The organism is Actinomadura luteofluorescens, assembly GCF_013409365.1.
Classification (GTDB): Bacteria; Actinomycetota; Actinomycetes; order Streptosporangiales; family Streptosporangiaceae; genus Spirillospora; species Spirillospora luteofluorescens.
This window is the reverse complement of sequence record NZ_JACCBA010000001.1, coordinates 2,976,998-3,001,696: the sequence shown is the minus strand read 5'-3', so window position 1 is coordinate 3,001,696 and position 24,699 is coordinate 2,976,998. Positions and strand designations below refer to the sequence as shown.

Annotated in this window: 20 protein-coding genes and 1 tRNA gene; 13 read left to right on the top strand and 8 right to left on the bottom strand. The window is 72.8% G+C overall.

Annotated features, from left to right (window positions below; translation table 11 throughout):
- Nucleotides 1–36: 36 nt before the first annotated feature.
- Both BJY14_RS13820 and BJY14_RS13815 read left to right on the top strand, forming a co-directional pair.
- Nucleotides 37–582, top strand: a complete 546-nt coding sequence (locus tag BJY14_RS13820) for a DUF501 domain-containing protein (protein ID WP_179843992.1) — start codon at nt 37–39, stop codon at nt 580–582.
- Nucleotides 579–1,532, top strand: coding sequence for a Ppx/GppA phosphatase family protein (locus BJY14_RS13815; protein WP_179843991.1), 954 nt, complete (start codon nt 579–581; stop codon nt 1,530–1,532). The genes BJY14_RS13820 and BJY14_RS13815 overlap by 4 nt, the downstream gene beginning before the upstream one ends.
- A gap of 173 nt (nt 1,533–1,705) precedes the next feature.
- On the opposite strand, the gene BJY14_RS44415 is transcribed toward BJY14_RS13815, so the two are convergent.
- On the bottom strand, nt 1,706–2,485 hold the full coding sequence (locus BJY14_RS44415; protein WP_218905350.1) for a DUF2510 domain-containing protein: 780 nt from the start codon (nt 2,483–2,485) through the stop codon (nt 1,706–1,708).
- A gap of 140 nt (nt 2,486–2,625) precedes the next feature.
- Between BJY14_RS44415 and BJY14_RS13805 the strand changes: the two genes are divergently transcribed.
- Entirely contained in the window at nt 2,626–3,447 is an 822-nt protein-coding gene (locus BJY14_RS13805) for a uracil-DNA glycosylase (protein WP_179843990.1), read from the top strand.
- Here BJY14_RS13805 and BJY14_RS13800 read toward each other — a convergent pair.
- Complete coding sequence (locus tag BJY14_RS13800) at nt 3,444–3,839, bottom strand: DUF4232 domain-containing protein (RefSeq protein WP_179843989.1); 396 nt, start codon at nt 3,837–3,839, stop codon at nt 3,444–3,446. The genes BJY14_RS13805 and BJY14_RS13800 overlap by 4 nt on opposite strands.
- A gap of 482 nt (nt 3,840–4,321) precedes the next feature.
- On the opposite strand from BJY14_RS13800, the gene BJY14_RS13795 reads away from it, so the two are divergent.
- The 3 genes from BJY14_RS13795 (at nt 4,322) to BJY14_RS13785 (ending at nt 7,042) form a co-directional block, all read left to right on the top strand.
- On the top strand, nt 4,322–5,671 hold the full coding sequence (locus BJY14_RS13795; protein ID WP_179843988.1) for an NAD(P)/FAD-dependent oxidoreductase: 1,350 nt from the start codon (nt 4,322–4,324) through the stop codon (nt 5,669–5,671).
- A gap of 113 nt (nt 5,672–5,784) precedes the next feature.
- Nucleotides 5,785–5,857: transfer RNA gene (locus BJY14_RS13790), tRNA-Leu, on the top strand.
- A 393-nt stretch (nt 5,858–6,250) separates the two neighbouring features.
- A complete protein-coding gene (locus tag BJY14_RS13785; RefSeq protein WP_179843987.1) occupies nt 6,251–7,042 on the top strand; it encodes a Bax inhibitor-1/YccA family protein in 792 nt (263 codons plus the stop codon).
- 172 nt (nt 7,043–7,214) lie between these two features.
- Here the strand turns inward: BJY14_RS13785 and BJY14_RS13780 are convergent, their stop codons facing one another.
- The 3 genes from BJY14_RS13780 to BJY14_RS13770 form a co-directional block, all read right to left on the bottom strand.
- Nucleotides 7,215–7,442 (bottom strand): DUF4287 domain-containing protein, encoded by a 228-nt coding sequence (locus BJY14_RS13780; RefSeq protein ID WP_179843986.1) that lies wholly within the window; start codon nt 7,440–7,442, stop codon nt 7,215–7,217.
- Nucleotides 7,443–7,669: 227 nt separating this feature from the next.
- Nucleotides 7,670–8,890 carry an acetyl-CoA C-acetyltransferase gene (locus tag BJY14_RS13775; protein ID WP_179843985.1) on the bottom strand — a complete coding sequence of 407 codons (1,221 nt, stop codon included), beginning with the start codon at nt 8,888–8,890 and terminating at the stop codon, nt 7,670–7,672.
- Between the two features lie 135 nt (nt 8,891–9,025).
- Nucleotides 9,026–10,186, bottom strand: a complete 1,161-nt coding sequence (locus BJY14_RS13770) for an SGNH/GDSL hydrolase family protein (RefSeq protein WP_179843984.1) — start codon at nt 10,184–10,186, stop codon at nt 9,026–9,028.
- A gap of 186 nt (nt 10,187–10,372) precedes the next feature.
- Here BJY14_RS13770 and BJY14_RS13765 point away from each other — a divergent pair, with 186 nt between their 5' ends.
- Complete coding sequence (locus BJY14_RS13765; RefSeq protein WP_179843983.1) at nt 10,373–11,761, top strand: cystathionine beta-synthase; 1,389 nt, start codon at nt 10,373–10,375, stop codon at nt 11,759–11,761.
- A 143-nt stretch (nt 11,762–11,904) separates the two neighbouring features.
- Here the strand turns inward: BJY14_RS13765 and BJY14_RS13760 are convergent, their stop codons facing one another.
- A complete protein-coding gene (locus tag BJY14_RS13760) occupies nt 11,905–14,064 on the bottom strand; it encodes an MMPL family transporter (RefSeq protein WP_179843982.1) in 2,160 nt (719 codons plus the stop codon).
- A 155-nt stretch (nt 14,065–14,219) separates the two neighbouring features.
- Here BJY14_RS13760 and BJY14_RS13755 point away from each other — a divergent pair, with 155 nt between their 5' ends.
- The 3 genes from BJY14_RS13755 (at nt 14,220) to BJY14_RS13745 (ending at nt 17,456) form a co-directional block, all read left to right on the top strand.
- Nucleotides 14,220–15,368, top strand: a complete 1,149-nt coding sequence (locus tag BJY14_RS13755; RefSeq protein WP_179843981.1) for a cystathionine gamma-synthase — start codon at nt 14,220–14,222, stop codon at nt 15,366–15,368.
- A 134-nt stretch (nt 15,369–15,502) separates the two neighbouring features.
- Entirely contained in the window at nt 15,503–16,543 is a 1,041-nt protein-coding gene (locus tag BJY14_RS13750) for an alpha/beta hydrolase (RefSeq protein ID WP_312879197.1), read from the top strand.
- Between the two features lie 334 nt (nt 16,544–16,877).
- Complete coding sequence (locus BJY14_RS13745) at nt 16,878–17,456, top strand: hypothetical protein (protein WP_179843980.1); 579 nt, start codon at nt 16,878–16,880, stop codon at nt 17,454–17,456.
- A gap of 16 nt (nt 17,457–17,472) precedes the next feature.
- On the opposite strand, the gene BJY14_RS13740 is transcribed toward BJY14_RS13745, so the two are convergent.
- Together BJY14_RS13740 and BJY14_RS13735 are read right to left on the bottom strand one after the other, a co-directional pair.
- The gene (locus BJY14_RS13740) at nt 17,473–19,536 is read right to left on the bottom strand and encodes a vWA domain-containing protein (protein WP_179843979.1); all 2,064 of its coding nucleotides are present in this window, start codon (nt 19,534–19,536) and stop codon (nt 17,473–17,475) included.
- A 37-nt stretch (nt 19,537–19,573) separates the two neighbouring features.
- The gene (locus tag BJY14_RS13735) at nt 19,574–21,025 is read right to left on the bottom strand and encodes a sigma 54-interacting transcriptional regulator (protein ID WP_376770003.1); all 1,452 of its coding nucleotides are present in this window, start codon (nt 21,023–21,025) and stop codon (nt 19,574–19,576) included.
- Between the two features lie 155 nt (nt 21,026–21,180).
- Here BJY14_RS13735 and BJY14_RS13730 point away from each other — a divergent pair, with 155 nt between their 5' ends.
- From BJY14_RS13730 to ilvA, 3 genes are read left to right on the top strand one after another with little or no spacing between them, the layout of a single operon-like run.
- Nucleotides 21,181–22,359 (top strand): FIST signal transduction protein, encoded by a 1,179-nt coding sequence (locus BJY14_RS13730; RefSeq protein ID WP_179843978.1) that lies wholly within the window; start codon nt 21,181–21,183, stop codon nt 22,357–22,359.
- 5 nt (nt 22,360–22,364) lie between these two features.
- Nucleotides 22,365–23,300 (top strand): ROK family protein, encoded by a 936-nt coding sequence (locus BJY14_RS13725; protein ID WP_312879788.1) that lies wholly within the window; start codon nt 22,365–22,367, stop codon nt 23,298–23,300.
- Nucleotides 23,301–23,323: 23 nt separating this feature from the next.
- On the top strand, nt 23,324–24,613 hold the full coding sequence (gene ilvA / locus BJY14_RS13720) for a threonine ammonia-lyase (RefSeq protein ID WP_179843976.1): 1,290 nt from the start codon (nt 23,324–23,326) through the stop codon (nt 24,611–24,613).
- The last annotated feature ends 86 nt before the right edge of the window (nt 24,614–24,699 follow it).

Sequence of the window (24,699 nt, the reverse complement as noted above, 5' to 3'; positions counted from 1 at the left end):
CGAGGAGAACGGATCCCCGGATCCGCGGGTGGATACATGATCGATGCAGGTGACACGGCCGCGGTCGCGGCCCAGCTCGGGCGCGAGCCGCGCGGCGTCCGCCGTGTGGCGGGGCGCTGCCCCTGCGGGCTGCCCGCCGTGATCGAGACGGCGCCGCGGCTCCCGGACGGGACGCCCTTCCCCACGCTGTTCTACCTGACGTGCCCGAAGGCGGCCTCGGCCATCGGGACCCTGGAGGGGAGCGGCGTCATGCGCGACATGCAGGCCAGGCTCGCCGACGACCCGTCCCTGGCGGCGAAGTACGCCGCCGCCCACGACGACTACCTGCGCCGCCGCGACGAGGCCGCCCGCGAGGACGGCGTCGAACCGCTTCCCGAGGGCATGCAGAGCGCCGGCGGTATGCCGGAGCGCGTCAAGTGCCTGCACGCCCTCGTCGCGCACGAGATGGCCGTGCCGGGCGTCAACCCGTTCGGCCGCGAGGCCCTGGACGCGCTGCCCGACTGGTGGCGCTCGGGGCCCTGCGTCCAGAGCGAATCCGTGGAACCTGTCGAATCGGAACCTGAACCCGGGGAGGCGCGGTGACGCGCGTCGCGGCCATCGACTGCGGGACCAACTCGGTCCGCCTGCTGATCGCCGACATCACGGCCGGAGGCGGCGACGGCGAGGGCGGCGGCACCCTGACCGACGTCGAACGGCGGATGGAGATCGTCCGGCTCGGGGAGGGCGTCGACCAGACCGGGCGGCTCTCGCCCGCCGCGCTGGAGCGCACCTTCACCGCGATGCGCGGGTACGCCGAGCTGATCGAGCGGCACGGCGACGGGCACGGGCCGGTCAAGACCCGCGTGGTCGCGACCAGCGCGACCCGCGACGCCGCCAACCGGGCCGACTTCGTCAGCGGCGTCGTCGACATCTTCGGCGTCGTCCCCGAGGTGATCAGCGGGGACGAGGAGGCCGGGCTGTCGTTCACCGGCGCCACCCGCGAGCTGGCGAAACTGCGCCCCGCCCGCCCCTACCTCGTCGTCGACATCGGCGGCGGGTCCACCGAGATCGTGCTCGGCAGCTCCTCGGCGGACGCGGCCCGCTCCATCGACATCGGCTGCGTGCGGATGACCGAGCGGCACCTGAGGGACGACCCGCCCTCGCCCGAGCAGATCTCCAACGCCGCCGCCGACATCGACACCGCGCTCGCCACCGTCCGGGAGGCCGTCCCGGTGGACGAGGCCCGCACCCTCGTGGGGCTCGCCGGATCCGTCACCACGGTCGCCGGCATCGCGCTCGACCTGCCGCGCTACGAGCCCGACCGCATCCACCTGGCGCGGATCACCGCCGGCCAGGTGCACGAGGTGACCCGGCGGCTGCTGCACGCCACCCGCGCCGAGCGCGCCGAGTTCGGCGTCATGCACCCCGGCCGCGTCGACGTGATCGGCGCGGGCGCGCTCATCCTCGACCGGATCATGCGCGAGTACGGGTTCGGGGCCGTCGTCGTCAGTGAGCACGACATCCTCGACGGCATCGCCTGGTCGTTGTGCTAATTCAGTCCAGGCCCACTTCGCTCGCCTAGCGGCTCGCTGCGTGACCTGGCCTGGGCGAACGCGGCATCGCTTCGCGATCTGCCCGGTTTCGCTCGCCTTCGGCTTTGCTCCACCGGCCAGGTCACGCGTTCGCGCGCGTGGCCTAGGCCGCTTCGGGACGGTCGGGCCCGGCTCTAGCCCTGGTGCTTGAGTCGCGCCAGTAGTGCGGGGATCAGCACGGCGTTCGGGTTCTGCTGCGGGACGTAGAGGATCGGCGCGGTGCTGCCGGCCTGCTGGATCCAGACCCGGCCCCGGTCGACGGTCGCCGCGGAGATCGACGACCAGCTCAGCGACACCCGGTTGCCGCGCACACCGCCCGGATGGACGGTCAGTCCCTGCGCCACGTCGACCGACTCGCCCGCGCGGACGCGGCCGGCCAGCTCCTCGACGAGCCGCGGCTCCGCGTACTCCTGGCAGAGCTGGATCAGCCCGCCCCAGACGCGCTCCGGCTCGCCGTCCGGCCCCGGCGGGCGGCCCGGCAGCGCGCCCGCCTCGATCACCACCTCCACCCGGGGACCGCCGCGGAACGGGTACCGCCCCGCCTGGAAGATCCACTGGGCCCCGGCGGCGTGGCCGTGGCCGGCCGGCCGCTCCGCCGCCCAGTACGCCACCCACTCCACGCGCGGCCAGGTGAGCGAGGCGTTCCCGTAGGCGACGCCCTGGTCGTCGGCGTGCAGGTGCAGGCCGCGCACGTTCACGTCGAGGGAGGGGACGGACGGAGCGCGGTCCCAGGTCGGCACGTGCGGGGCCGCGTGGCGCGTCCCGCCGGGCCCGGTGTCCTGCCGCTGCTCCCGGCGCGGGAGCCGGGGCGGGCGGTCGGGCTCGGGGTTCAGCCGCTCGGTCCAGTTCGCCCCGTCCCACCAGCGCAGGCTGCCCGTGCCGTACGGGTCGGGGTACCAGCCCGGTTGCGACACTCCTGCCTCCCGCTTCGCCCAACGCGCGTGCCGGGACACCCGCCTCCCCGACCGGCGAACGCATCGTACCGACCGGACCCGCCTCCCACCGGCCATGGGCGGAACCCGGCCACCGGCCGTGGCGTGGGACGATCGGTGGTATGCCGCCCGCCAACCCTCCGTTCGTGCCGCCCGGGTCAGGGTGGCCTGAAGACCCCGCCGGCCCCGCGACCCCCGTCGCCCGCGACGCCGGCGACGTCGCCGAGCTGGCCGCCGGGGCGCCGGATCTGCACGAGCTGTGCGCCCGCCAGTCGGTGTGCCGCGCCTGCGACCGGCTCGTGGAGTGGCGGGAGAAGGTCGCCGTCCAGCGCCGCCGGGCGTTCGCCGACGAGCGGTACTGGGGCCGCCCCGTCGCCGGATGGGGCGACGAGCGGCCGCGCATCCTGATCGTCGGGCTGGCCCCGGCCGCGCACGGAGGCAACCGCACCGGCCGGATCTTCACCGGCGACCGCTCGGGCGACTGGCTGTTCGCGTCCCTGCACCGGGTCGGGCTGGCGGCCCGGCCGACCAGCGTCCACGCGGGCGACGGGCAGCGGCTGATCGGCGCGCGGATGGCGGCGACCGTCCGCTGCGCCCCGCCCGACAACAAGCCGACGCCCCTGGAGCGGACGACCTGCCTGCCGTGGCTCGCGCGCGAGGTCGAGCAGGTCGCCCCGAGCGTCCGGTGCGTGGTGTGCCTCGGCGGGTTCGCCTGGCAGGGGGTGTGGCCCGCGCTGAAGCAGGCCGGGTACGCGGTGCCGCGCCCCCGGCCCAAGTTCGGCCACGGCGCCGAGGCCGAGCTGGTGCCACCGCCGTCGGCGGCCCGGCGCGACCCCGTCCTGCTGCTGGGCTGCTACCACCCGAGCCAGCAGAACACCTTCACCGGCCGGGTCACCGAGGACATGCTGGACGCGGTCTTCGTCCGCGCCCGCGACCACCACTAGGCCGGAGGAGTCGTCGCGAGAGGCGTCAGCCGGATCTCGCCGTGCTGGCAGACCGGCCCGTACTTCCACATCGCGCTCACGGCCTCGGTCTGGTTCGGCGGGATCACCTTCAGGGTGTCCGCCACGGGCTCGCAGGTCGTCCCCGTCTCGTCGTCGGCGGGGACGACCGCCCAGTGCAGCCGCGCGTAGGCGCGGCCGCCGTTGGGGATCACGATCGTGCGCGCCGTCCCCTCGCGGAAGACCTTGGTGGGGATCCGCCCGGCCGCGCCGGAGAGCTGGAGTCCCGCCCAGCCGCCGGTCCGGCAGTGCTTCCCGGACTTGTTGGTCAGCGTGAGCGTCACGTAGCGGTTGCCCGCGCCCGCGTCGAGACCGCTGAGTGACGCGGCGAGCATTCCCGTGGTGCAGCGCGGCTCCTGCGCGCTTCCCCCGCTTCCGGGACTGACGGCAGGGGTCCTCCCACCACCCGTCGCCGGACCGGACGGGCTGGAGCTCGTTCCACCGGACTGCGCCGTCGGACCGTCCCCTCCGGACGACGTGCGCCCGGCGTTGGAGCTGCCCCCGCCGCACCCCGCGAGAGCGGTGACGGCCGCGACGGCGAATGTCCCCCAGATGACTCGTGGCATCGCATCCCCCAATGAGAGCTGTCCCCACCAGGAGTCTGACCGCGAGGCAGGGCCTTGGCCAAGCGGCCGTGGCGCGGCGGACCGGCCCCTGCACCGATCCGCCGCCCGCGACCGCTTGGCGCCCCCGTCGGGCCCTGACCTCGCAGTCTCCCTTTCTGGTGGAACATCGGATGAGATGTCGGGCGCGGCGAGGAAGTTCGCACCTCCCCCCAAGACGTGAGCCCGCGACAGAAGCGGGTATCGCTCCGGATATGCCAATCCAGTGCACGAAACAGATCGTGATCGTCGGCGGCGGATACGTCGGGATGTACACGGCCCTGCGCCTGCAGAAGAGGCTGCGCGGCGAACTCCGCCGCGGCGAGGTCGCCGTCACCGTCATCGACCCGCAGTCCTACATGACCTACCAGCCGTTCCTGCCCGAGGCGGCCGCGGGGAACCTGGAGCCCCGCCACGTCGTCGCGCCGCTGCGCAAGGTCCTGAACCGCTGCCGCGTCGTCAACGGGTTCGTGACGCGGATCGACAACGCCTCCAGACGGGTCACCATCCGGCCTGCCGGCGCCCACACCGCCGGCGTCCCGGAACGGGACGTGGAATACGACCTGCTCGTGGTCAGCCTCGGCTCCATCTCGCGGACCCTGCCCATCCCGGGCCTCGCCGAATGCGGGATCGGCTTCAAGACCGTCGAAGAGGCGATCTTCCTGCGCAACCACGTCCTGCACCAGCTCGACATCGCCGCGTCCAACCCGGACAACGAGACCGTCCGCAGACGCGCCCTCACCTTCGTCTTCGTCGGCGCCGGATTCGCGGGCGTCGAAGCCATGGCCGAACTGGAGGACATGGCCCGCGACGCCTGCCGCTGGTACCCGACCATCGACGAGAAGGAGATGCGCTGGATGATGGTCGAGGCCACCGACCGCATCCTCCCCGAGGTCGGCCCCGAGATGGGCCGCTGGACCGCCGAGGCCCTGCGCCGCCGCGGCATCGAGATCAAGATGAGGACGCTGCTGAAGTCCGCCGAGAAACGCCGCATCGTGCTGAGCGACGGCGAGGAGTTCGAAGCCGGCACCCTCGTCTGGACGGCCGGCGTGAAACCCCACCCCGTCGTCAAGGACAGCGACCTCCCCCTCGACGACAAGAGCCGCATCAGGACCACCGCCGAACTCACCGTCGAAGGACTCGACGGCGTCTACGCCGCCGGCGACAACGCCGCCGTCCCCGACCTCACCGACACCGGAGACTTCACCGCCCCCAACGCCCAGCACGCCGTCCGCCAGGCCAAGCGCCTCGCCGACAACATCGTGGCGGACCTGCGCGGCAAACCCCGCAAACCGTACGTGCACGCCTACGTCGGCTCGGTCGCCGGCCTCGGCCTGCACAAGGGCGTCGCCAACGTCTACGGGCTCAAGCTCCGCGGCCTCCCCGCCTGGTTCATGCACCGCACCTACCACCTGTCGCGGATGCCGACCGTCAACCGCAAGTTCCGCATCACCATGGACTGGACCCTCGCCGCGTTCTTCCGCCGCGAGATCGTCTCGCTGGGAGAACTCGAATGGCCCCGCCAGGAGTTCGAGCTCGCCGCCGGCCGCAAGCACGACATCTGACAACCGTCCTTGACCGGCCGGACCGTTCCACTGGCCGAACCCGGCCGCAGGAGCTCCACTCTCACGGCCCCTGAGGACGGCGATGACAACCACTGACTCGATATGATGACGCCGCCCCTGTAGCCCAACGGCAGAGGCGGGCTCCCTAAAAGAGCCAGTGTGTCGGTTCGAGTCCGACCAGGGGCACGTGCAGCCAACCCTGCTCGCCGATCTTTGGATCGGCTTCGCGGGGGCTCGCAGTGTCTGCCCAGGGGGGCGACCCCCTGGAACCCCCGATGCTCGGGCTTCGCCCTCGCGCGGGCTCGGCTTCGCCTTCGCGGTCGCGGGCTCGGCTTCGCCTTCGCGGTCGCGGGCTCGGCTTCGCCTTCGCGGTCGCGGGGGCTGATGTGGGTGCGTTTCCCCGCTGGGGCTCGGCTTCGCCTTTGCTGGCGGGGGGTCTGTGCGTGTCCGCTGGGGCTCGGCTTCGCCTTTGCTGCTGGGGTTAGGTGGGTGCGTGGCTGGTGTGGCGGGTTTCGGGCTGATCAAGTGGGGGGAACGCGGTTTAGAGTGGGGGGTCACGTCGGCCGAAGTGGAGACCTGATGGAGAGCAGAAACCCCGCGTTCCGGGGGAACGCCTTCGACCAGCGGGCCGGAGGGTACGGCGCGCAGCCCTACGGAGGGGCCGCGTACGCCGCGCCCGGATACGCGCCGGCCGCCACCCGGCCGATGACCATGGACGACGTCGTCGTCCGCGGGTTCCTCACGCTCGTGACCTTGATGATCACGGCGGCGCTGGCGTGGGCGCTCGTGCCCACCTCGCTCGCCGCGCCCGTGCTGGTCGTGGCGCTCATCGCCGAGATCGGCATCTGGGCGTTCATCGCGTTCGGCCGCAAGGCGAACGCGGCGACCGTGCTGGCGTTCGCCGCGGTCTACGGCGTCGTCGTCGGCCTCATCAGCCACTCCTACAACGACATCTACCACGGCGTGGTCTTCCAGGCGGTGGTCGGGACGGCGCTGGCCTTCGGCGCCACCCTCGCCGTCTACGCGCTCCGCATCGTGCGGGTCACGCCCAAGTTCGCCCGGTTCGTCATGGCCGCCGGGCTCGCGCTGATCGGGTTGATGATCGTCAACCTGGTGGTGCACCTGTTCGGCGGCGACCACGGGATCGGGATCCGCGACCCCGGCAGCCCGCTCGCCTACGTCTTCAGCGTCGCCGCGATCCTCGTCGGCTGCTTCTTCCTGCTGCTCGACTTCGACGCCGTCGAGACCGGGGTCCGGACCGGCGCGCCCGAGAAGTTCGCCTGGTACTGCGCGTTCGGGCTGGTCCTGAGCCTGGTGTGGATCTACCTGGAGATCCTGCGGCTGCTCAGCTACTTCTCCGGGCGCGACTAGCGCCCACGCGATGATCAGCCCCGCGCCGGGACGGCGTGGGGCTGATCTGTGCGGGATCTCTGCGCCAAGGTCGTGGCGCGCAGCGGCACGACGGCGGGGGCATCCTCTGGCGGGATCCCGCAACGTTCGTTATGAAGTTCGACGGGCGCGCCCTCCCGGAGGAGGCGCGTGCTCAGTAGTGGCGGGCGCGGCGCGTGCGCTCGTGCTCGCGGACCAGGGCCGCGGCGTAGCCGTGGGAGAGGTTGTGCTCCTCGGCCAGCCAGGTGCTGCGTTCCTCGCAGCGCGTGAACGAGGGCCCGTTCTCGATCGTGGTGAACCACTCGGGGATGTCACGTCCGGTGACTTGCGGAATGCGGGCTATCAGCTTGCTGTGCGTTTCCGGCGAGTGGTTCAGTGACAATTGGCACCTCCAGGTCGCGGGGCTCTTCCTGCCGACTCTGCAACACCTCTCCGCATGTGACAACCCCCTAACGGGGACCTATCTATTGCGTTACGTAGATCGTCCGTAACGGAGATGATCCCCGGAAACGCGCAGGTGGCCCGCGTGGAGCCGCCCGAGGGCGGTTCCGCGCGGGCCACCGTGCGCAGGTCTGGGTTCCGTTTCCCCAGGTAAGACCGGGCTTACCTCTAGGAGAGGCGCTCCAGGACCATGGCCATGCCCTGGCCGCCGCCCACGCACATGGTCTCCAGACCGAACTGCTTGTCGTGGAACCGGAGGCCGTTGAGGAGCGTGGAGGTGATCCGCGCGCCCGTCATGCCGAAGGGGTGACCGACCGCGATGGCGCCGCCGTTGACGTTCAGCTTGTCGTGGTCGATGCCGAGCTCCTCGGCGGACGGCAGCACCTGCGCCGCGAACGCCTCGTTGATCTCGACCAGGTCGATGTCGTCGATCGTCATCCCGGCCTTGGCGAGGGCCCTGCGGGACGCCTCCACCGGGCCGAGGCCCATGATCTCGGGGGACAGGCCGGTGACGCCGGTCGACACGACGCGGGCCAGCGGGGTGATGCCGAGCTCGGCGGCCTTGGTGTCGCTCATGACCACGACCGCGGCGGCGCCGTCGTTCAGCGGGCAGCAGTTGCCGGCGGTGACCGTCCCGTCCGGGCGGAACACCGGCTGGAGCTGCGACACCTTCTCGTAGGTGGTGCCGGGACGGGGGCCGTCGTCCCTGGCCACGACGGAGCCGTCCGGCAGCGTCACCGGGGTGATGTCCTTCTCCCAGAACCCGTTGGCGAGGGCCTTCTCGGCGAGGTTCTGCGACCGGACGCCGAACTCGTCCTGCGCCTGCCGGGACACGCCGCGCAGGGCCGCCACGTTCTCGGCGGTCTGCCCCATCGCGATGTAGATGTCGGGCAGCGCGCCGTCCTCGCGCGGGTCGTGCCACGCGGCGGCGCCGCCCTCGCCGGCCTTGGCGGTGCGGCCCTGCGCGTCGGCGAACAGCGGGTTCTGCGTGTCGGGCAGGCCGTCGCTGCTGCCCTTGGAGAACCGGCTGACGGTCTCGACGCCCGCCGAGACGATGACGTCGGCCTCACCGGCGCGGATCGCGTGCAGCGCCATCCGCGTCGTCTGGAGCGAGGACGAGCAGTACCGGGTGATGGTGGCGCCGGGCACGTTGTCCCAGCCCAGCAGGACCGACACCACGCGCGCCATGTTGTAGCCCTGCTCGCCGCCGGGCAGGCCGCAGCCGAGCAGCAGGTCGTCGATCTGGCCCGGGTCCAGCTGCGGGACCTTCGCCATCGCGGCCGTGATCATCTGGGCGGTGAGGTCGTCGGGCCGGATGTCCTTGAGCGACCCCTTGAAGGCGCGCCCGATCGGCGAGCGCGCGGTTGCGACGATGACTGCCTCGGGCATGTGCGGGTCTCCTTCTCAGCGGCCAACGGTGTTACTCACCGGTCACCAGCAATCTAGCCGCTGGGCCCCCGCGGCGTACACGCCGCCCCCCGGAGCTGATGGACGGCGCGTCCAATAAGTGCGGGCTTACCGCGCTCACCTGGGCGGGGTCCCGGTGGCCTGGTGACCGCCGCCCCATGTGCCCGGGACGTCCGGCACCCGAGGGTGGGACCGACGCCACCGGTCAGGCCACCGCCAGTGCGGGCGCAGGGCCGGCCGGAGCCCCGGACGGCCGGGGCCCGCCACCGGTGACCGGGCGGGCCCCGGCTCCGAGTGGCGCCAGGGCAGGCGCAGCGGAGGACGGCGCAGCGGGGGACGCCGCAGCGTGGCCCAGCGGCCCCGGGGGCCGCGGTCGTGCCCGGCGACCGACGCGCCGCTGACCTCCGTGCCGGCCCGCTCGGCGGCCTCGGCGGCCGCGAGGTAGACGGGGAGGACGTCCGCCGTCAGGTGCGCGGACAGGTCGTGGCCCAGGTCGAGCGCGGACGCCATCGACGGCAGCACGGCGGCCGCCGCGGCGGCGTAGCCGCGGGCGGAGGGGTGGTAGCGGTCCTCGCTGAACATCGCCAGGGGGTCGGCGGCGAACTCGTGGCCGAGCAGGTCGCCGAGCGACACCGAGCGGCCGCCGCGCTCGACGACGGCGATCGTCTGGGCGGCGGCGAGCTGCCGGCTCGCCCGCCGCGCGAACCAGCGCAGCGGCGGCATCAGCGACTTGACGGAGCCGAGGTCGGGGCAGGTGCCGACGACGACCTCGCCGCCGGCGCCGCGCAGCCGCTCCACCGCGCGGGCGAGGTGGCGGACGGACTCGGCGGCCGGGACCCGCCCCGTCACGTCGTTGGCGCCGATCATGATGACGGCGACGTCGGGACGGGTCTGCAGGGCCCGGTCGACCTGCCCGCCGAGCGCCTGGGAGCGGGAACCGGAGCGGGCCACGTTCGTCAGCCGGACGGGACGTCCCGCGATCGCCGACAGCCCGGTCGCCAGCAGCGCCGCGGGCGTCTCGTCCGGGGTGTGCACGCCGAGCCCGGCGGCGGTGGAGTCGCCCAGCATGACGAGCGAGAGCGGTTCGCCGTCGCGCGTCCCGCCGTACAGCCCGTCGGCGATCGGCGGGTCGCCGTTCGGGCGTGCGAGGATGGTCCTGCGGGCGAGCCTGGCCTGCATCAGCAGCAGGCCGAACGTGATGCCGCCGAGCGCGGTGATGCCTCCTCCGCCGTAGGCGGCGGCGGCCGCGATGCGGCGGGCGGTGAATGCTCTCCACATGCTGCGCTGACCCTCCGTGAATAAGTTCCTACCCGCGCGCAAGGGTCGCGATACCTGCGGTGGCCGATCTCGGCTACCGTCGGGAACGGGAAACCTTCCGGTCCCTGCGCCGGTTCGCGCGCGTGACCGGCGGCGGAACAGGGACGCAACCTCAGGATCAACACACTGAACGACAAGGATGTCGCGGTGCACGTACACGACTCGCTCGTCGAACTGATGGGCAACACCCCGCTCGTTCGGCTGCGCAAGGTGACCGCCGGCGTGGGCGGCGGCCGGGCACCGCAGGTGCTCGCCAAGGTGGAGTACTTCAATCCCGGTGGGTCGGTGAAGGACCGCATCGCGGTCCGCATGATCGACGCCGCCGAGAAGTCCGGCGCGCTGCGCCCGGGCGGGACGATCGTCGAGCCGACGTCCGGCAACACCGGGGTCGGGCTCGCCATCGTCGCGCAGGAGCGCGGCTACCGCTGCGTCTTCGTCTGCCCCGACAAGGTCGGCAAGGACAAGATCGACGTGCTGCGCGCGTACGGCGCCGAGGTGGTCGTCTGCCCGACGGCGGTGAACCCCGAGCACCCCGACTCCTACTACTCGGTCTCGGACCGCCTCGTGACCGAGATCCCCGACGCGTGGAAGCCGAACCAGTACACCAACCCGCAGAACCCGCGGTCGCACTACGAGACGACCGGGCCGGAGCTGTGGGAGCAGACCGACGGCCGCATCACGCACTTCGTCACGGGCATCGGCACCGGCGGCACGATCAGCGGCGTCGGCCGGTACCTCAAGGAGGTCTCCGGCGGGCGGGTCCGGATCGTCGGCGCCGACCCGGAGGGCTCGGTCTACTCCGGCGGCAGCGGCCGCCCCTACCTCACCGAGGGCGTCGGCGAGGACATCTGGCCCGAGACCTACGACCGCGACATCTGCGACGAGGTCATCGCGGTGTCCGACAAGGACTCCTTCACCATGACCCGCCGCCTCGCCCGCGAGGAGGCGCTGCTCGTCGGCGGGTCCTGCGGGATGGCCGTCGTCGCCGCGCTGCGCGTGGCCGAGCGCACCGATCCGGACGCGGTGATCGTGGTGCTGCTGCCCGACGGCGGCCGCGGCTACCTCGGCAAGATCTTCAACGACAGCTGGATGGCGGACTACGGCTTCCTCACCCCCTCCACCGAGGAGGCGCGGGTCGGCGAGGTGCTCACCCGCAAGGGCGGCACGCTGCCCGAGTTCGTGCACGTCCACCCGCACGAGACCGTGCAGACCGCGATCGCCATCATGCGCGAGTACGAGGTGTCGCAGCTGCCGGTGATGAAGGAGGAGCCGCCGGTCATGGCGGCCGAGGTGGTCGGCTCGGTCGGGGAGACCGACCTGCTCGACATCATGGTGAAGGGCCAGGCCAAGATGACCGAGCCGGTCGAGGCGCACATGGCGGCGCCGCTGCCGACGCTCGGCTCCGGCGAGCCGGTCAGCAAGGCCGTCGGCGTCCTGGAGAAGTCCGGCGCCGCCGTCGTCCTCGTGGACGGCAAGCCCAAGGGCCTCATCACCCGCCAGGACCTGCTGGCCTTCCTGTCCGACGCCACGGGCTGACCCGCGGCGAGCGCGAACGGACGAGCGCCTGGAGATCGGTGATCTCCAGGCGCTCGTCCGTTCAAATGTCGGGTTGCGGGGCCCGGCCGGTGGGCGGCGTTATGGGCCGGCCCCCGCAACCCGACGTCTCGGGGGCGCCGCGGCTAGCCGCGGTACCCGGACGGGGCGAAGTCCTCCCGCGTGTCGTTCGGCCGCGGCTGCTTCTTCGGCTCGTCGCCGTGGCCCGGCCACCAGGCCCGGTGGCCCAGCATCGCGGTGAGGCCCGGCACCAGGAAGGTGGACATCACGAAGGCCGACAGCGCGATGCCGATCGCCACCGAGAAGCCCATCTGCTGGAGCATCGAGACCGGCGCGAGCATCATCACCGAGAACGTGCCGGCCAGGATGAGGCCCGCCGCGGCGACCGTCGGGCCGCCGTGCTGGACGGCCAGGGCCGCGGCCTTGCGCGGCTCGTGGCCCTCCTTGGCCTCCTCGCGCAGCCGCGCCGTCATCAGGATGTTGTAGTCCGTCCCGATGGCCAGCACGAACAGGTAGAGGACGATCGGCAGCTGGAAGGTGACGCCGGCCTCGCCCATCGCGCCCTGGAAGACGTACACGGCGGAGCCGAGCGTGGCCGCGAAGCCGAGCAGGACGGCCACCACCAGGTAGAGCGGCGCGACCACCGACCTCAGCAGCAGCGCCAGGATCAGCGCGATCAGCACCGCCGCCACCGGCAGGATCACCGACAGGTCGCGGTTGTTGACCGTGTTGATGTCGGAGAAGATCGCCGTCGGCCCGCCGACGTAGGCGCGGGTGCCCTCCGGCGCCGCCTTGTGCACGGCGGGCGTCAGGTCGTCCTTGACCAGGCTGATCGCCTTGTTGGACGCCGGGTTGAGCTTCAGCACCAGGTCGACCCGGGCCACGGTCTTGTCCTGGCCGGGGACGGGAGGCTGCACCTTGCCGACGCCCGGCGCGTTCTCGACGTCCTTGCTGAACGTCTGGAGCTGCTGCTGGCTGACCGGCTGCCCGTTCTGGCTCTTGATGAACACCTGGACCGGGGTGGTCAGACCGGGCGGGAAGCCCTTCTCCATGTCCTTGGTCGCCTGGGCGGACTCGGTGTCCTGCGGGAAGCCGGCCGCGAAGTCGTAGTCGGCCTTGAACCCGAGGGTGCCGAGCGCCAGCACGACCAGGACGAGCCCGGACGCCGCCGCGGCGAGGGCGGGGCGCTTGCCGACGCCCCGGCCGATGGCCGTGGAGAACCGGCCCTTCGGCTGCTTCTTCCACGCCTTGGACGGCCAGAAGACGGCGGTGCCGAGCAGCGAGACGAGCGCGGGGAACAGCGTCAGCGAGGTGATGCCCATCACGACGACGGCGATGGCCAGGGACGGGCCCCAGGCGCTGAAGACGCCGAACGTCGCGAGCAGCAGGACCAGGAACGTCACGGCGATGGCGGCGGCGGCGGACGAGATGACCTCGCCGACCCGCTCCACCGCGGTGATCATCGCGGTCTTCTTGTCGTCGCCGGCCCGCAGCCGCTCGCGGAACCGGAACATCAGGAACAGGTAGTAGTCGGCGCCGATGCCGAAGAGCACGATCAGGATGATGGTGCTGAGGCTGTCGTCGCCGGAGAACCCGAAGATCTTCGAGGCCGCGCCGATCAGGCCCATCGCGACCTGCATGGTCACGGTGATGACGACGATCGGCAGGATCGCCGCCAGCGGGGCCCGGAAGATCAGCAGGATCAGGCCGATGATCAGCACGAAGGTGGCGATGCCGACGATCTCGAAGGACTTGTTGAAGGAGTCCTCGTTGTCGACGAAGCCGGCGACGTCACCGCCGACCTTGGCCTCCATCCCGCTGCCCTTCAGCAGGGTGGGCAGGTCCTTGCGGATCTGCTTGACCGCCTCTCCCTGCTTCTTGCTGTCGTCCATCGAGGTGCCCTTCATCGGCACCATGATCACCTGGACGGCCTTGTTGGGGGCCACGGCCTGCGGGCCGGTGGCGAAGCCGAGGACGGTCGGCGGCTTCTTGGCGTTGAGGGACTTGGCGGCCTCGTTCACCTTGGCGGTGTCCTGCGCCGTCAGCGCCTGGCCGTTGGTCCGCTTCACCACGATCAGCGAGGAGGTGTCCTCCTGCTGCGGGAACGCCTTTTCGGCGATCTTGAGCGCCTGCACCGACTCGTACTTCGAGGGCAGGAAGTCGCCCTGGTCGGACTCGGTGGTGAGCTTGGGGGAGAGGGCGATGATGAGAACCGCGGCCACGAGCCAGGCCACGATCGTCCACCACGGGTGTCTCACGACGAAGCGCGCGAGCCGAGCGAACATGGGGCTTCCTTAAATTCACGGTCGTAGGGATACCTGTAAAACAGTAGAGACCGGACACCGTGCGGGGGTCACCCGCAGCGCCGAAATGCGGGGTGATACCTCCGGGGGAGCCTCTCCTCCTCTAGGAGGGGCGGGGAGTGGATAGCCTCGTACCCATGGACAACGAGGTTCAACGGGGGTTCGAGACCCTGGCCATCCACGCCGGGCAGGAGCCCGACCCGGCCACCGGCGCGGTCGTCCCGCCGATCTACCAGGTCTCGACGTACAAGCAGGACGGCATCGGGGGGCTGCGCGGCGGCTACGAGTACTCCCGATCGGCCAACCCGACGCGTACCGCGCTGGAGGTATGCCTGGCCGAGACGGAGGGCGGTGCGCGCGGGCTGGCGTTCGCCTCCGGGCTCGCCGCCGAGGACGCGCTGCTGCGCACGGTCTGCAGGCCCGGCTCCCATGTGATCGTCCCGAACGACGCCTACGGCGGCACGTACCGGCTGTTCGCGAAGGTCGCCCAGCCGTGGGGCGTCGAGTTCGACCCGGTGCCGCTCGGCGACATCGCCGCGGTGCGGGCGGCCGTGCGCCCCGACACGAAGATCATCTGGGTGGAGACGCCCACCAACCCGCTGCTCGGCATCGCCGACATCGCGGCCCTCGCCGCCGTCGCCCGGGACGCGGGGGCGCTGCTGGCCGTCGACAACACCTTCGCCTCCCCCTACCTCCAGCGGCCGCTGGAGCTCGGCGCGGACGTCGTCGTCCACTCCACCACCAAGTACATCGGCGGGCACTCCGACGTCGTCGGGGGCGCGCTCGTCGCCGCGGACGCCGACCTCGGGGAGCGGCTGGCTTTCCACCAGAACGCCATGGGCGCCGTCGCGGGCCCGTTCGACGCCTGGCTCACCCTGCGCGGGATCAAGACGCTCGGCGTGCGGATGGACCGGCACTGCGCCAACGCGGAGCGGGTCGTGGACCTGCTGACGCGGCACCCGTCCGTCCGGCAGGTGCTCTACCCGGGGCTGCCGGACCACCCGGGCCACGAGGTCGCGGCCAAGCAGATGAAGGCGTTCGGCGGCATGGTCTCGTTCCGGATGGAGTCGGAGGAGGCCGCCGTCCGGGTCTGCGAGCGCACGAAGCTGTTCACGCTCGGCGAGTCCCTCGGCGGCGTCGAGTCGCTGATCGAGCACCCGGGCCGGATGACGCACGCCTCGGCGGCCGGATCGCCGCTGGAAGTGCCCTCCGACCTGGTGCGACTGTCGGTCGGCATCGAGGACGCCGCCGACCTGATCCGCGACCTGGAGCAGGCGCTCACCTGAGAATCACCTGACCGTTCCCCACCGGACTTGATCAAAACATCTATACTCAGCGCGCCAGGTTCGTGAAGAAAGGGCCCGGGGTGCGCAAAGTACTGGTCTGTGGGGCGGCGTTCGCCGCTACGTGTGTCTCCGCCGTGACCGTTCCCGTGGGAGCCCACGCGAACGAGCCGGCGCCGACGCCGAGCGTGTCCGTTCCGTCCGTCCCGTCCGAGCCGACGGAGGGGACCCCGTCCGGCGCGCCGGAGACCGGGGCCCCCGGCACCGGGTCGCCGGCGGCGCCGTCCGCGACGCCGACGGAGGGCGGCCCGGCCGGCACGGACGGGGAGCCGGAGGGCACCGTCACCGCGCAGGCGGTGATGGTGACGCCGCAGCTCCCGCGGTTCCGCACCTACGCCTACGGCAAGCTCCCCGCCCAGAAGATCGACGCCTACTGGCGCAAGCCGGGGCCGCGCGCCACGCCGCGCCCGGCCGTCCTGCTCCTGCACGGCGGCTACTGGCTGGAGGGCGACAAGGGCGGCGGCTGGAAGTACTTCGCGCGCCGGCTGACCGACCAGGGCTTCGTCGTCCTGTCGGCCAACTACCGGCTCGCGCCCAAGGCGCAGTGGCCCGCCCAGCGCGACGACGCCATGGCGGCCCTCGACTTCGTCAAGAAGCACGCCCAGGTCTGGAACGTCGACCCGAACCGCATCGCGGTCATGGGCTCGTCGGCCGGCGGGCACCTCGCGACGCAGCTCGGCACGCTCGGGGCGGGCACCCGCCAGGTCCGCGGCGTGATCGCGCTGTCGCCGCCGAACAACCCCTTCCTGGCCTTCCAGGACGGCGCGAAGCCGGGCGCCTCGTTCACCGAGCGCAAGCTGCGGCGGGCCGTGGTCGACCTCGTCCACTGCGTGCCCGGTGCGGCCGCCGCCCCGGACTGCTGGACGAAGCTGGACGACGCCAGCACCGTCACGCACGTCTCCGCCGACGACGCCCCGATGCTGCTGATGCACGCCACCGGCGACTTCGTCCCGGTCACCCAGAGCACCGGCCTGGCGACCGCGCTGCGCGCCGCCGGGGTCCCGGCGACCGTCAAGACCATCGAGGGCGACATGCACGCCTCCGACATGCTCGGCGACGAGGGCGTCTACCCGACGATCCTGGCTTGGCTCAAAAAGCGCTTGAACCCCGGGGAGTAGGGCCGGCTCAGCCGTTCCAGACCATCAGGACGAGGATCACCAGCCAGATCAGCGCGACGACCCCGGACATGGCCGCCAGCCGTGCCTATGGCGGCGCTCTCCTCCTTCGGGCCTGGCGGCCCTCCATCGTCGGGCACCGCGGGCGATCGCTGGCATCGCTCCGGCTCGCCTGGCGGCTCGCTGCGCGATCAGGTTCTCGCACGCTCGAACCTGCCTTCGGACGCGATCGCGGCCATTGAGGTCGTCGCGTGGTTGCGGCGTCGGCTGAGGTCGCTCGGCGGGGTCGTCGCGTGGTTGCGGTGAGGGTCGGGGCGGTGCGGGCTATGGTCGGCTCATGTCGACTTCGGACCGCATCCTGCTCCTTCTCCACATCGGGTTCGCGATCTTCACGCTGGGGCCGCTGACCGCGGCCACGATGTCCACCCCCCGCTACATCCGCAAGCGCAATGTCGTGGTGGTGCGTTACCTCCACCGGACCACCCAGATCTACGGGATCGGCACGCTGGGGATCTTCCTGATCGGGCTCGGGCTGGCCAAGGGCGATCTCGCCGAGGTGTGGCTGACGGTGTCGATGACGCTGTTCGTCGTCGCGCTGGTGCTGCTGCTGATCGTCGAGCGCGACCAGCGCAAGGCGGTGCATCTGCTGGAGGTCGCGGCGGCCGAGGCGGCCCCCGCGGCGGTCCCGGTCCGTCCCGCCGCGGCCAAGGAGGCCAAGGAGCCCGAGGAGCCCGAGGAGCCCGGGGAGACCGGAGAGGCCGTGGGCGGCGCTACGGAGGCCGAGGCCCCCGCCGCGGGACCGGCGGCCGACACAGGCGAGATCGCCCAGGTGGAGCGGGGGCGGCTGGCGGCCATGTCAGGCGTCGTCGCGCTGATCTGGCTGGTGATCCTCGCCCTGATGGTCTGGAACGGCTGAGCCGGCCAGAAAGCAATTAAGTACGCCTCAGTCTTAGGTAGTCGCTGACGACGTATTCGCCTAGGCGGTCGGCGTCGGGGGCGAAGACGCGGCCGCCGTTGCGGCGTGCGACCTCCTCCACGAAGGACACGAGCCGCCGGTCCTCGGCGAGCATGAAGAAGTTCATGCAGGCGCCGCGCCGGGTCATCTTGTCGACTTCGGCGAGGGTGAGCACGAGCGTGTCGGTGGACGGCGGGTAGTCGAACAGCGAGCGGCCGTCCGGGCGCAGGTGCGCGGTGGGCTCGCCGTCGGTGACGACGAGGACGATCGGCTCGAAGTCGGGGTGCCGGTCCAGGTGCCGTCCGGCGATCATCAGGGCGTGGTGCAGGTTGGTGCCCTGCACCATGTCCCAGTCGAGGCCCGCCATCTCCGTCGGGTGCAGCACCCGCGCGTAGTTGGAGAACCCGATGATCTGGATCGCGTCCTGCGGGAACTTGCTGGTCACGAGGGTGTGCAGGGCCAGCGTGGTCTGCTTGGCGGCGGCCCACGTCCCGCGCAGCACCATCGAGTAGGACAGGTCGACGAGCAGGCAGACCGCGGCGCCGGTGCGGCGCTCGGTCTCGTGCACCTCGAAGTCGTCCACGCTCAGCCGCACGCCGTCCGGGCGCCGGCCGCCGTTCCCGCCGACCGCCACGGCGTCGGAGGCGGGCGCGGGCTCGGTGACCTTCGCGCCCGCCGGCGGGGGCACGAGGCCGGTGCCGCCCTCCGGGACGCCGCGCTCCATGGCGCTGCGCCGGATCGCGTTGCTCACCGTCCGGACCACGTCGAGGGGCTGCTCGTCGCCGAACCGCCATTCGCGGCTGGAGCCGGTCAGCTCGCCGGCCTGGCCCGCGTCCCGCTGGTCGTGGTCGCCCTGCCGCCCGGACGCCAGCTGGGAGAACACCCGGCGCAGCGCGGTCTCGCCGAGCCGCCGCACCGCCTTCGCCGTCAGCTCCAGCTTCCCGCGACGTCGCCGCAGGTAGCCCTGCCGCTCCAGTTCGGCCTCGATGCGGCGCAGCGCGGCGAGGTCGTCGACGGCCTGGCGGCCGAGGGCGCGCCGGACGGCGTCCTCGTCGATGTCGTCGAGCCGCGCGCCGGGGTAGTCCTGCCCGAGGGCCGCCTCCAGTTCGCTGAGGTCGGCGAGCTCCGCCAGCGCGGTCGTGGCGTCGCCCACGCCGAGCGGGTCGTCGCCGCTCATCTGCTCGGGCTGCCCCCAGCCGAGGTCGGGGCGGCGGGCCCGCAGCGCGTCGCCGAGCCGGGTCATCTCCATGGCGAGGCCCGCGTCCTGCATGGCCTGCTCCATGAGCCCGGCCAGCTCGGCGCGCTGCTCTGGGCTGAGCGAGGCGAGCAGCCGGTCCATCGCGGCGGCGCGGCGGGCCAGCGAGTCGACCAGATCTTCGAGGTTCTGCGGATCGTCGGGGAACATGTCCCCGTACTCGCCCATGAACCGGTCGAAGTCCTCCTGGGTGTGCTCGCCGCGCGCGTCCCGCTCCAGCATCGCGTTGAGGTCGGCCATCATGTCCTTGACCCGCTGCATGGCGGCCGGGTCCTGGTTCTCCAGGGCCTGCTTCATGCCCTGGAACTGCGCGTCGAGGACCTCGCGGCGCAGCAGGTCCTTGAGCTGCTCGAAGGTGCGGCGGGCGGCGGCGGAGCGCCAGTCGTAGTCCGACAGCCGCCGGATCGCCTGCGGGGTGTCGGACGGCAGCGTGTCCAGCTCCGCCTCGCGCAGCCGCGCGTCGTCGCTGGGGTCGGGGAACAGCTCGGCCCGCTCCTGCCCGATCGCGGTGTCGAGCAGGGCGCGGGCCTGCTCCAGCGTCCCGTCGAGGCGGCCCCGGTCGCGCAGGGCGCGGCGCCGCTCCCGGACCTGGCGGAGCATGTCGTCGAGCCCCCGGCGACCCTCGGCGCCGGGCAGGCCGCGCCGCAGCAGCTCGCGGAGCGCGTCGTCCGGCCGGGTGCCGTCCAGCACCGAGTCGCCCACGGCGTCCAGCGCGTCGCGGACGTCGTAGGGCGGCGCGAGCGGGTCGGGCCCGTCCTCGTAGGCGCCGTAGCGGTATCGGCTCATCGGATCCCCTCGCGCGTGGAGGCCTCGGGACGTGGTGTCACGTCCGGTACGTCGCCGTCCCGTCGGACCGTCCCTCGGCGACGTCCTTGGAGAGCCGCCGGCTGAGGAACAGGCCCTCCAGGGCGAACTCGATCGCCGCCGCGGCCTGCCCGGGGGACTCCCCGCTCATGCCGAGCCTTTCCATGATCTTGGCGAGGCCGGGCACCTGGCCGGTGCGGCGCAGCAGCTCGCGCGCCGGCACCAGCTCGCCCGACTCGACGCTGTCCCCGGAGTCGAACTTGTCGAGCAGGCCGGTGAGGTCGGCGGCGCCCAGCGTCCGGCGGTAGGTCTCGGCGACCGCGCGGCGCAGCAGGTGCTCCAGCACCTCCTGCTCGCGGCCCTCCTCGCTGACCTCGAACTCCACCTTGCCCATCAGCGACGGCACGACGGCCGGCAGGTCGCAGACCCGCGCGACGGCGTGCTCCTCCCCGGTGAGCGCCGCGCGGCGCACCGCGCCGGCCGCGACGGTCTCGGCGCCCGCGAGCGCGAACCGCGCCGACACGCCCGACCGCGCGTCCACCGCCGTCGACTCGCGGACGAGCCGGGTGAACCGCCCGATGATCTCGACCAGGTGGTCGGGCACCTCGGCGGGCAGGCCCGCGAGGTCGGCGAAGTCGGCCTCCTGGCGGATCAGCGCGAGCTCGGCGTCCAGTTCGAGCGGGTAGTGGGTGCGGATCTCGGCGCCGAAGCGGTCCTTCAGCGGGGTGATGATCCGCCCCCGGTTGGTGTAGTCCTCGGGGTTGGCCGACGCGACGAGCAGCACGTCCAGCGGCAGCCGCAGCGCGTAGCCGCGGACCTGGACGTCGCGCTCCTCCAGGACGTTCAGCAGGGCCACCTGGATCCGCTCGGCGAGGTCGGGCAGCTCGTTGATGGAGAAGACCCCGCGGTTGGTGCGCGGGACGAGCCCGAAGTGCACGGTCTCCGGGTCGCCGAGCGTGCGGCCCTCCGCCACCTTGATCGGGTCGACGTCGCCGATCAGGTCGCCGACGCTGGTGTCGGGCGTGGCGAGCTTCTCCCCGTAGCGGTCGTCGCGGTGCTTCCACTCGACGGGGAGCTCGTCGCCCAGCTCGCCGGCGAGCCGGCGGCACCGCACGCAGACCGGGGCGTACGGGTGGTCGTTGATCTCGCAGCCGGCCACCACGGGCGTCCACTCGTCCAGCAGCCCGACCAGGGTGCGGATCAGCCGCGTCTTGCCCTGCCCGCGCTCGCCCAGCAGCACCAGGTCGTGCCCGGCGAGCAGGGCGCGTTCCAGGTGGGGCAGGACGGTGTCGTCGAACCCGAGGATGCCGGGGAAGCGCGGTTCGCCGGATCTCAGCCGGTCGAGCAGGTTGCGCCGGATCTCGGCCTTGACGGGAAGCCGCACGTGGCCGGTGGAGCGCAGCGCGCCCAGCGTTGATTCGCGGGGTGCGGATTCGCCGGAGGAGGACTCGCGTGGTGTGGATGAACGCACGCGACCGACACTACGTCGCCGGTCCGCGCGATCGCACCCCCGCCGGGGATTCGCCCGCCCCGTCCCGTCCCGCCGGGGTTTGGGTGGAACGGGCGCGGAGGGGGAGACTGGTGGTGTGAAGCGACCCGGCGAACGGAGTGAGGGAGGCGGCGCCGATGGCGCGATTCGGTGATGGCCTGGCCCTCGGACCCGATCTGTCCAGCGCCGCCACGACGGCGGTCGAGCAGGCGCTCGCACCGCTCAGCGCGGCGCCCGACCTGGTGTGCGTGTTCGTCACCGGCGACGACCCGGAGCAGATCGAGGAGGCCGCGCAGGCCGCGCAGCAGGCGGCCGGTCCCGCGCTGGTGCTGGGGTGCAGCGCGTCCGGTGTGATCGGGGCCGGGCGCGGGGTGGAGGAGCGCGGCGCGGTGAGCGCGTGGGCGGCGGTGCTGCCCGGCGCGCGGCTCGACGCGTTCCGGCTGGAGACGCTGAAGGGCGACGACCGGCTCATCGTGGTCGGCATGCCGGAGGCGCAGGACGACGACGTGGTGGGCGTGCTGCTGGCCGATCCGTACAGCTTCCCGGTGGACGCGTTCGTGGAGCGCTCGGACGAGGCCCTGCCCGGCCTGCCGCTGGTCGGCGGGCTGGCCGAGGGCAGCGGGCTCGGCGAGACGGGGCACGGCGAGGCGCGGCTGTTCGTCGGCGGCGAGGTGTACCGGGAGGGCGCGGTCGGCGTGGTGATCGGCGGGGCGGTCGCCGCCGCCACGGTCGTCAGCCAGGGTGCACGTCCGATCGGCCCGGACATGGTGGTGACCAGGGCCGAGGAGAACGTCCTGTACGAGCTGGCGGGCGTGCCGGCGCTGGAGAAGCTGGAGCAGATCGTCCTCGGGCTGCCGGAGGAGGAGCAGGAGCTCGCCGGGCGCGGGCTGCTGATCGGCGTCGCGATGAACGAGTACGCCGACGTGCACGAGCACGGCGACTTCCTCGTCCGCGGCGTCGTGGGCGCCGACACCGACACCGGCGCCATCGCGATCGGCGACGTGGTGGACGTGGGGCGCACCGTCCGGTTCCAGGTGCGGGACGCGGGCGCCGCCGAGGAGGACCTCGCCGCGCTGCTGGAGCGGTTCGACCTCGCGCCGGTCGAGGGCGCGCTGCTGATCTCCTGCAACGGCCGCGGGCAGGCGATGTTCCCCGACTCCGACCACGACGCCAAGGTGCTGGACCGCGCCTTCGGCCCCGCCGGGGTGGGCGGCTTCTTCGCGGCGGGGGAGATCGGCCCGGTCGCGGGGCGCAACCACGTGCACGGCTTCACCGCCTCGATCCTCGCGTTCGGCCGGGCCGAGGAGGGCGTTTGAGCGCCGTGCTCGCGGTGGACATCGGCGGGACGAAGCTCGCCGCCGCGCTGGTCGAGCCCGACGGGCGCGTCACCGCCCAGGACCGGGCCCCCACCCCGAACGCGCCGGGGGTGGACGGCGAGGAGCTGTGGCGGGCGCTGGAGGCGCTGCTCGCCAAGGTCGCCGCCGGGGCCGGGGAGCCGCCCCTCGCGGGCGTCGGGGTGGGCTGCGGAGGGCCGATGACCTGGCCGGCGGCCGAGGTGTCCCCGCTGAACATCCCGGCGTGGCGGGGCTTCCCGCTGCGCGAGCGGCTGCGCGCCCGGTACCCGGGCCTGCCCGTCCGCATCCACAACGACGCGGTCTGCGTCGCGATCGGCGAGCACTGGCTCGGCGCGGGCCGCGGGCACGACAACGTCCTCGGCATGGTGGTGTCCACCGGTGTCGGCGGCGGGCTCATGCTCGGCGGGCGCCTGGTGAACGGCGCGAGCGGCAACGCCGGGCACATCGGGCACGTCATCGTCGAGCCCGGCGGGCCGCCCTGCGGATGCGGGGGCCGGGGCTGCCTGGAGGCGGTCGCGCGCGGCCCGGGGCTGGTGGCGTGGGCGCGGGAGCAGGGCTGGCGGCCCGTGGGCGCGGACGCCACCGGCGTGGAGCTGACCGAGGACGCCCGCCGCGGCGACCCGGTCGCGGGCGCGGCGATGCGCCGCGCGGGCCGCGCCCTCGGCATCGCGATCGCGTCCGCGACGCACCTGTGCGATCTGGAGGTCGCCGCGATCGGCGGCGGGCTGTCGCAGGCGGGGCGGCTGCTGTTCGACCCGCTGGAGGAGGCGTTCGGCGAGCACGCGCGGATGGAGTTCGCGCGGCGGCTGCGGATCGTCCCGGCCGAGCTCGGGCAGACCGCGGGCCTGGTCGGCGCCGCCGCCCTGGTGTACGCCCAAGATCGTTATTGGAGTGCCGGATAAGTCCGGCGTGCGAGGATGAACACATGAGCGAAGCGACCCGGGGGGTGTGGGGGGTCGTCCCCCCGCGAGCGAGCGAGAGTGACGTCGGTCTGGCCTCGGTCGGTGTCGACGACGTCCGCGCCGCCCGGGAGCTGCTGGGCGGGGTGGCCGTCCCGACGCCGCTGATCCCCTCCCGGGTGCTGTCGGAGCAGATCGGCGGGCCCGTCCTGCTGAAGTGCGAGAACCTGCAGCGCACCGGCTCCTTCAAGATCCGGGGCGCGTACGTGCGGATCGCGCGGCTGAGCGAGCGCGAGCGGGCGGGCGGCGTGGTCGCGGCGAGCGCGGGCAACCACGCGCAGGGCGTCGCGCTCGCCGCCTCGATGCTCGGCTGCAAGGCCACCGTGTTCATGCCGGTCGGCGCCCCGCTGCCGAAGATCGCCGCGACCCGCGGCTACGGCGCCGAAGTCGTCTTCCCGGGGCCGACCGTGGACGACTGCCTCATCGCCGCGCAGGAGTACGCGGACGAGTGCGGCGCGGTGTTCATCCACCCCTTCGACCATCCCGACGTCGTCACGGGGCAGGCCACGATCGGCCTGGAGGTCATGGAGCAGTACCCGCAGGTGCGGACGCTCGTGTCGCCGGTGGGCGGCGGCGGGCTGCTGGCCGGGGTCGCGGCGGCGGTGAAGGGCCTGGCGAAGGAGACCGGCGGCGGGGACGTCAAGCTCGTCGGCGCGCAGGCCAAGCGGGCCGCGGCGTTCCCGCCCTCGCTCGCGGCGGGCAAGCCGACCCAGATCGGGATCGAGCGCACGATGGCGGACGGCATCGCGGTCGGCCGTCCGGGCGAACTGACCTACGCCATGTTCACCGAACTGGTGGACGCCGTGGTCACCGTGACCGAGGAGTCGATCTCCCAGGCCCTGCTGCTGTGCCTCGAACGCGCCAAGCAGGTCGTCGAGCCGGCGGGTGCGGCGGGCGTCGCGGCGCTGCTGGAGCACGCCTACGCCGTCGAGCCGCCCGTCGTGGTGCTGCTGTCGGGCGGCAACATCGACCCGCTGCTGCTGTCGAAGGTGCTGCGGCACGGTCTCGCGGGCGCGGGACGGTACCTGGTGGTGCGCTGCCGCCTGAAGGACCGTCCGGGCGCCCTGGTGACCCTGCTGAGCGAGCTGGCCGAGATGGGCGTCAACGTCCTGGACGTCATGCACGAGCGCATGGCGGCCCGCCTGCACGTCGAGGAGGCCGAGGTGCTCATGCACCTGGAGACCCGCGGGGCCGACCACTCCGAGGACGTCATCGGCCGCCTCCGCGAGAAGGGCTACACCCTCACGCTGAGCTAGGGGGGTGTTTTAGCAGTCCGGCCCACTTCGCTCGCCTGGCGGCTGTGTTTTCTCAGTCCCGGCCCACTTCGCTCGCCTGGCGGCTC

Coding starts and splice junctions, on each gene's coding strand:
- BJY14_RS13740 (WP_179843979.1), bottom strand. CDS start 19,536: ATGAGCCGATACCGCTACGGCGCCTACGAGGACGGGCCCGACCCGCTC.
- BJY14_RS13795 (WP_179843988.1), top strand. CDS start 4,322: ATGCCAATCCAGTGCACGAAACAGATCGTGATCGTCGGCGGCGGATAC.
- BJY14_RS13755 (WP_179843981.1), top strand. CDS start 14,220: ATGGACAACGAGGTTCAACGGGGGTTCGAGACCCTGGCCATCCACGCC.
- BJY14_RS13800 (WP_179843989.1), bottom strand. CDS start 3,839: ATGCTCGCCGCGTCACTCAGCGGTCTCGACGCGGGCGCGGGCAACCGC.
- BJY14_RS13745 (WP_179843980.1), top strand. CDS start 16,878: ATGTCGACTTCGGACCGCATCCTGCTCCTTCTCCACATCGGGTTCGCG.
- BJY14_RS13775 (WP_179843985.1), bottom strand. CDS start 8,890: ATGCCCGAGGCAGTCATCGTCGCAACCGCGCGCTCGCCGATCGGGCGC.
- BJY14_RS13730 (WP_179843978.1), top strand. CDS start 21,181: ATGGCGCGATTCGGTGATGGCCTGGCCCTCGGACCCGATCTGTCCAGC.
- BJY14_RS13785 (WP_179843987.1), top strand. CDS start 6,251: ATGGAGAGCAGAAACCCCGCGTTCCGGGGGAACGCCTTCGACCAGCGG.
- BJY14_RS13760 (WP_179843982.1), bottom strand. CDS start 14,064: ATGTTCGCTCGGCTCGCGCGCTTCGTCGTGAGACACCCGTGGTGGACG.
- ilvA (WP_179843976.1), top strand. CDS start 23,324: ATGAGCGAAGCGACCCGGGGGGTGTGGGGGGTCGTCCCCCCGCGAGCG.
- BJY14_RS13770 (WP_179843984.1), bottom strand. CDS start 10,186: ATGTGGAGAGCATTCACCGCCCGCCGCATCGCGGCCGCCGCCGCCTAC.
- BJY14_RS13820 (WP_179843992.1), top strand. CDS start 37: ATGATCGATGCAGGTGACACGGCCGCGGTCGCGGCCCAGCTCGGGCGC.
- BJY14_RS13805 (WP_179843990.1), top strand. CDS start 2,626: ATGCCGCCCGCCAACCCTCCGTTCGTGCCGCCCGGGTCAGGGTGGCCT.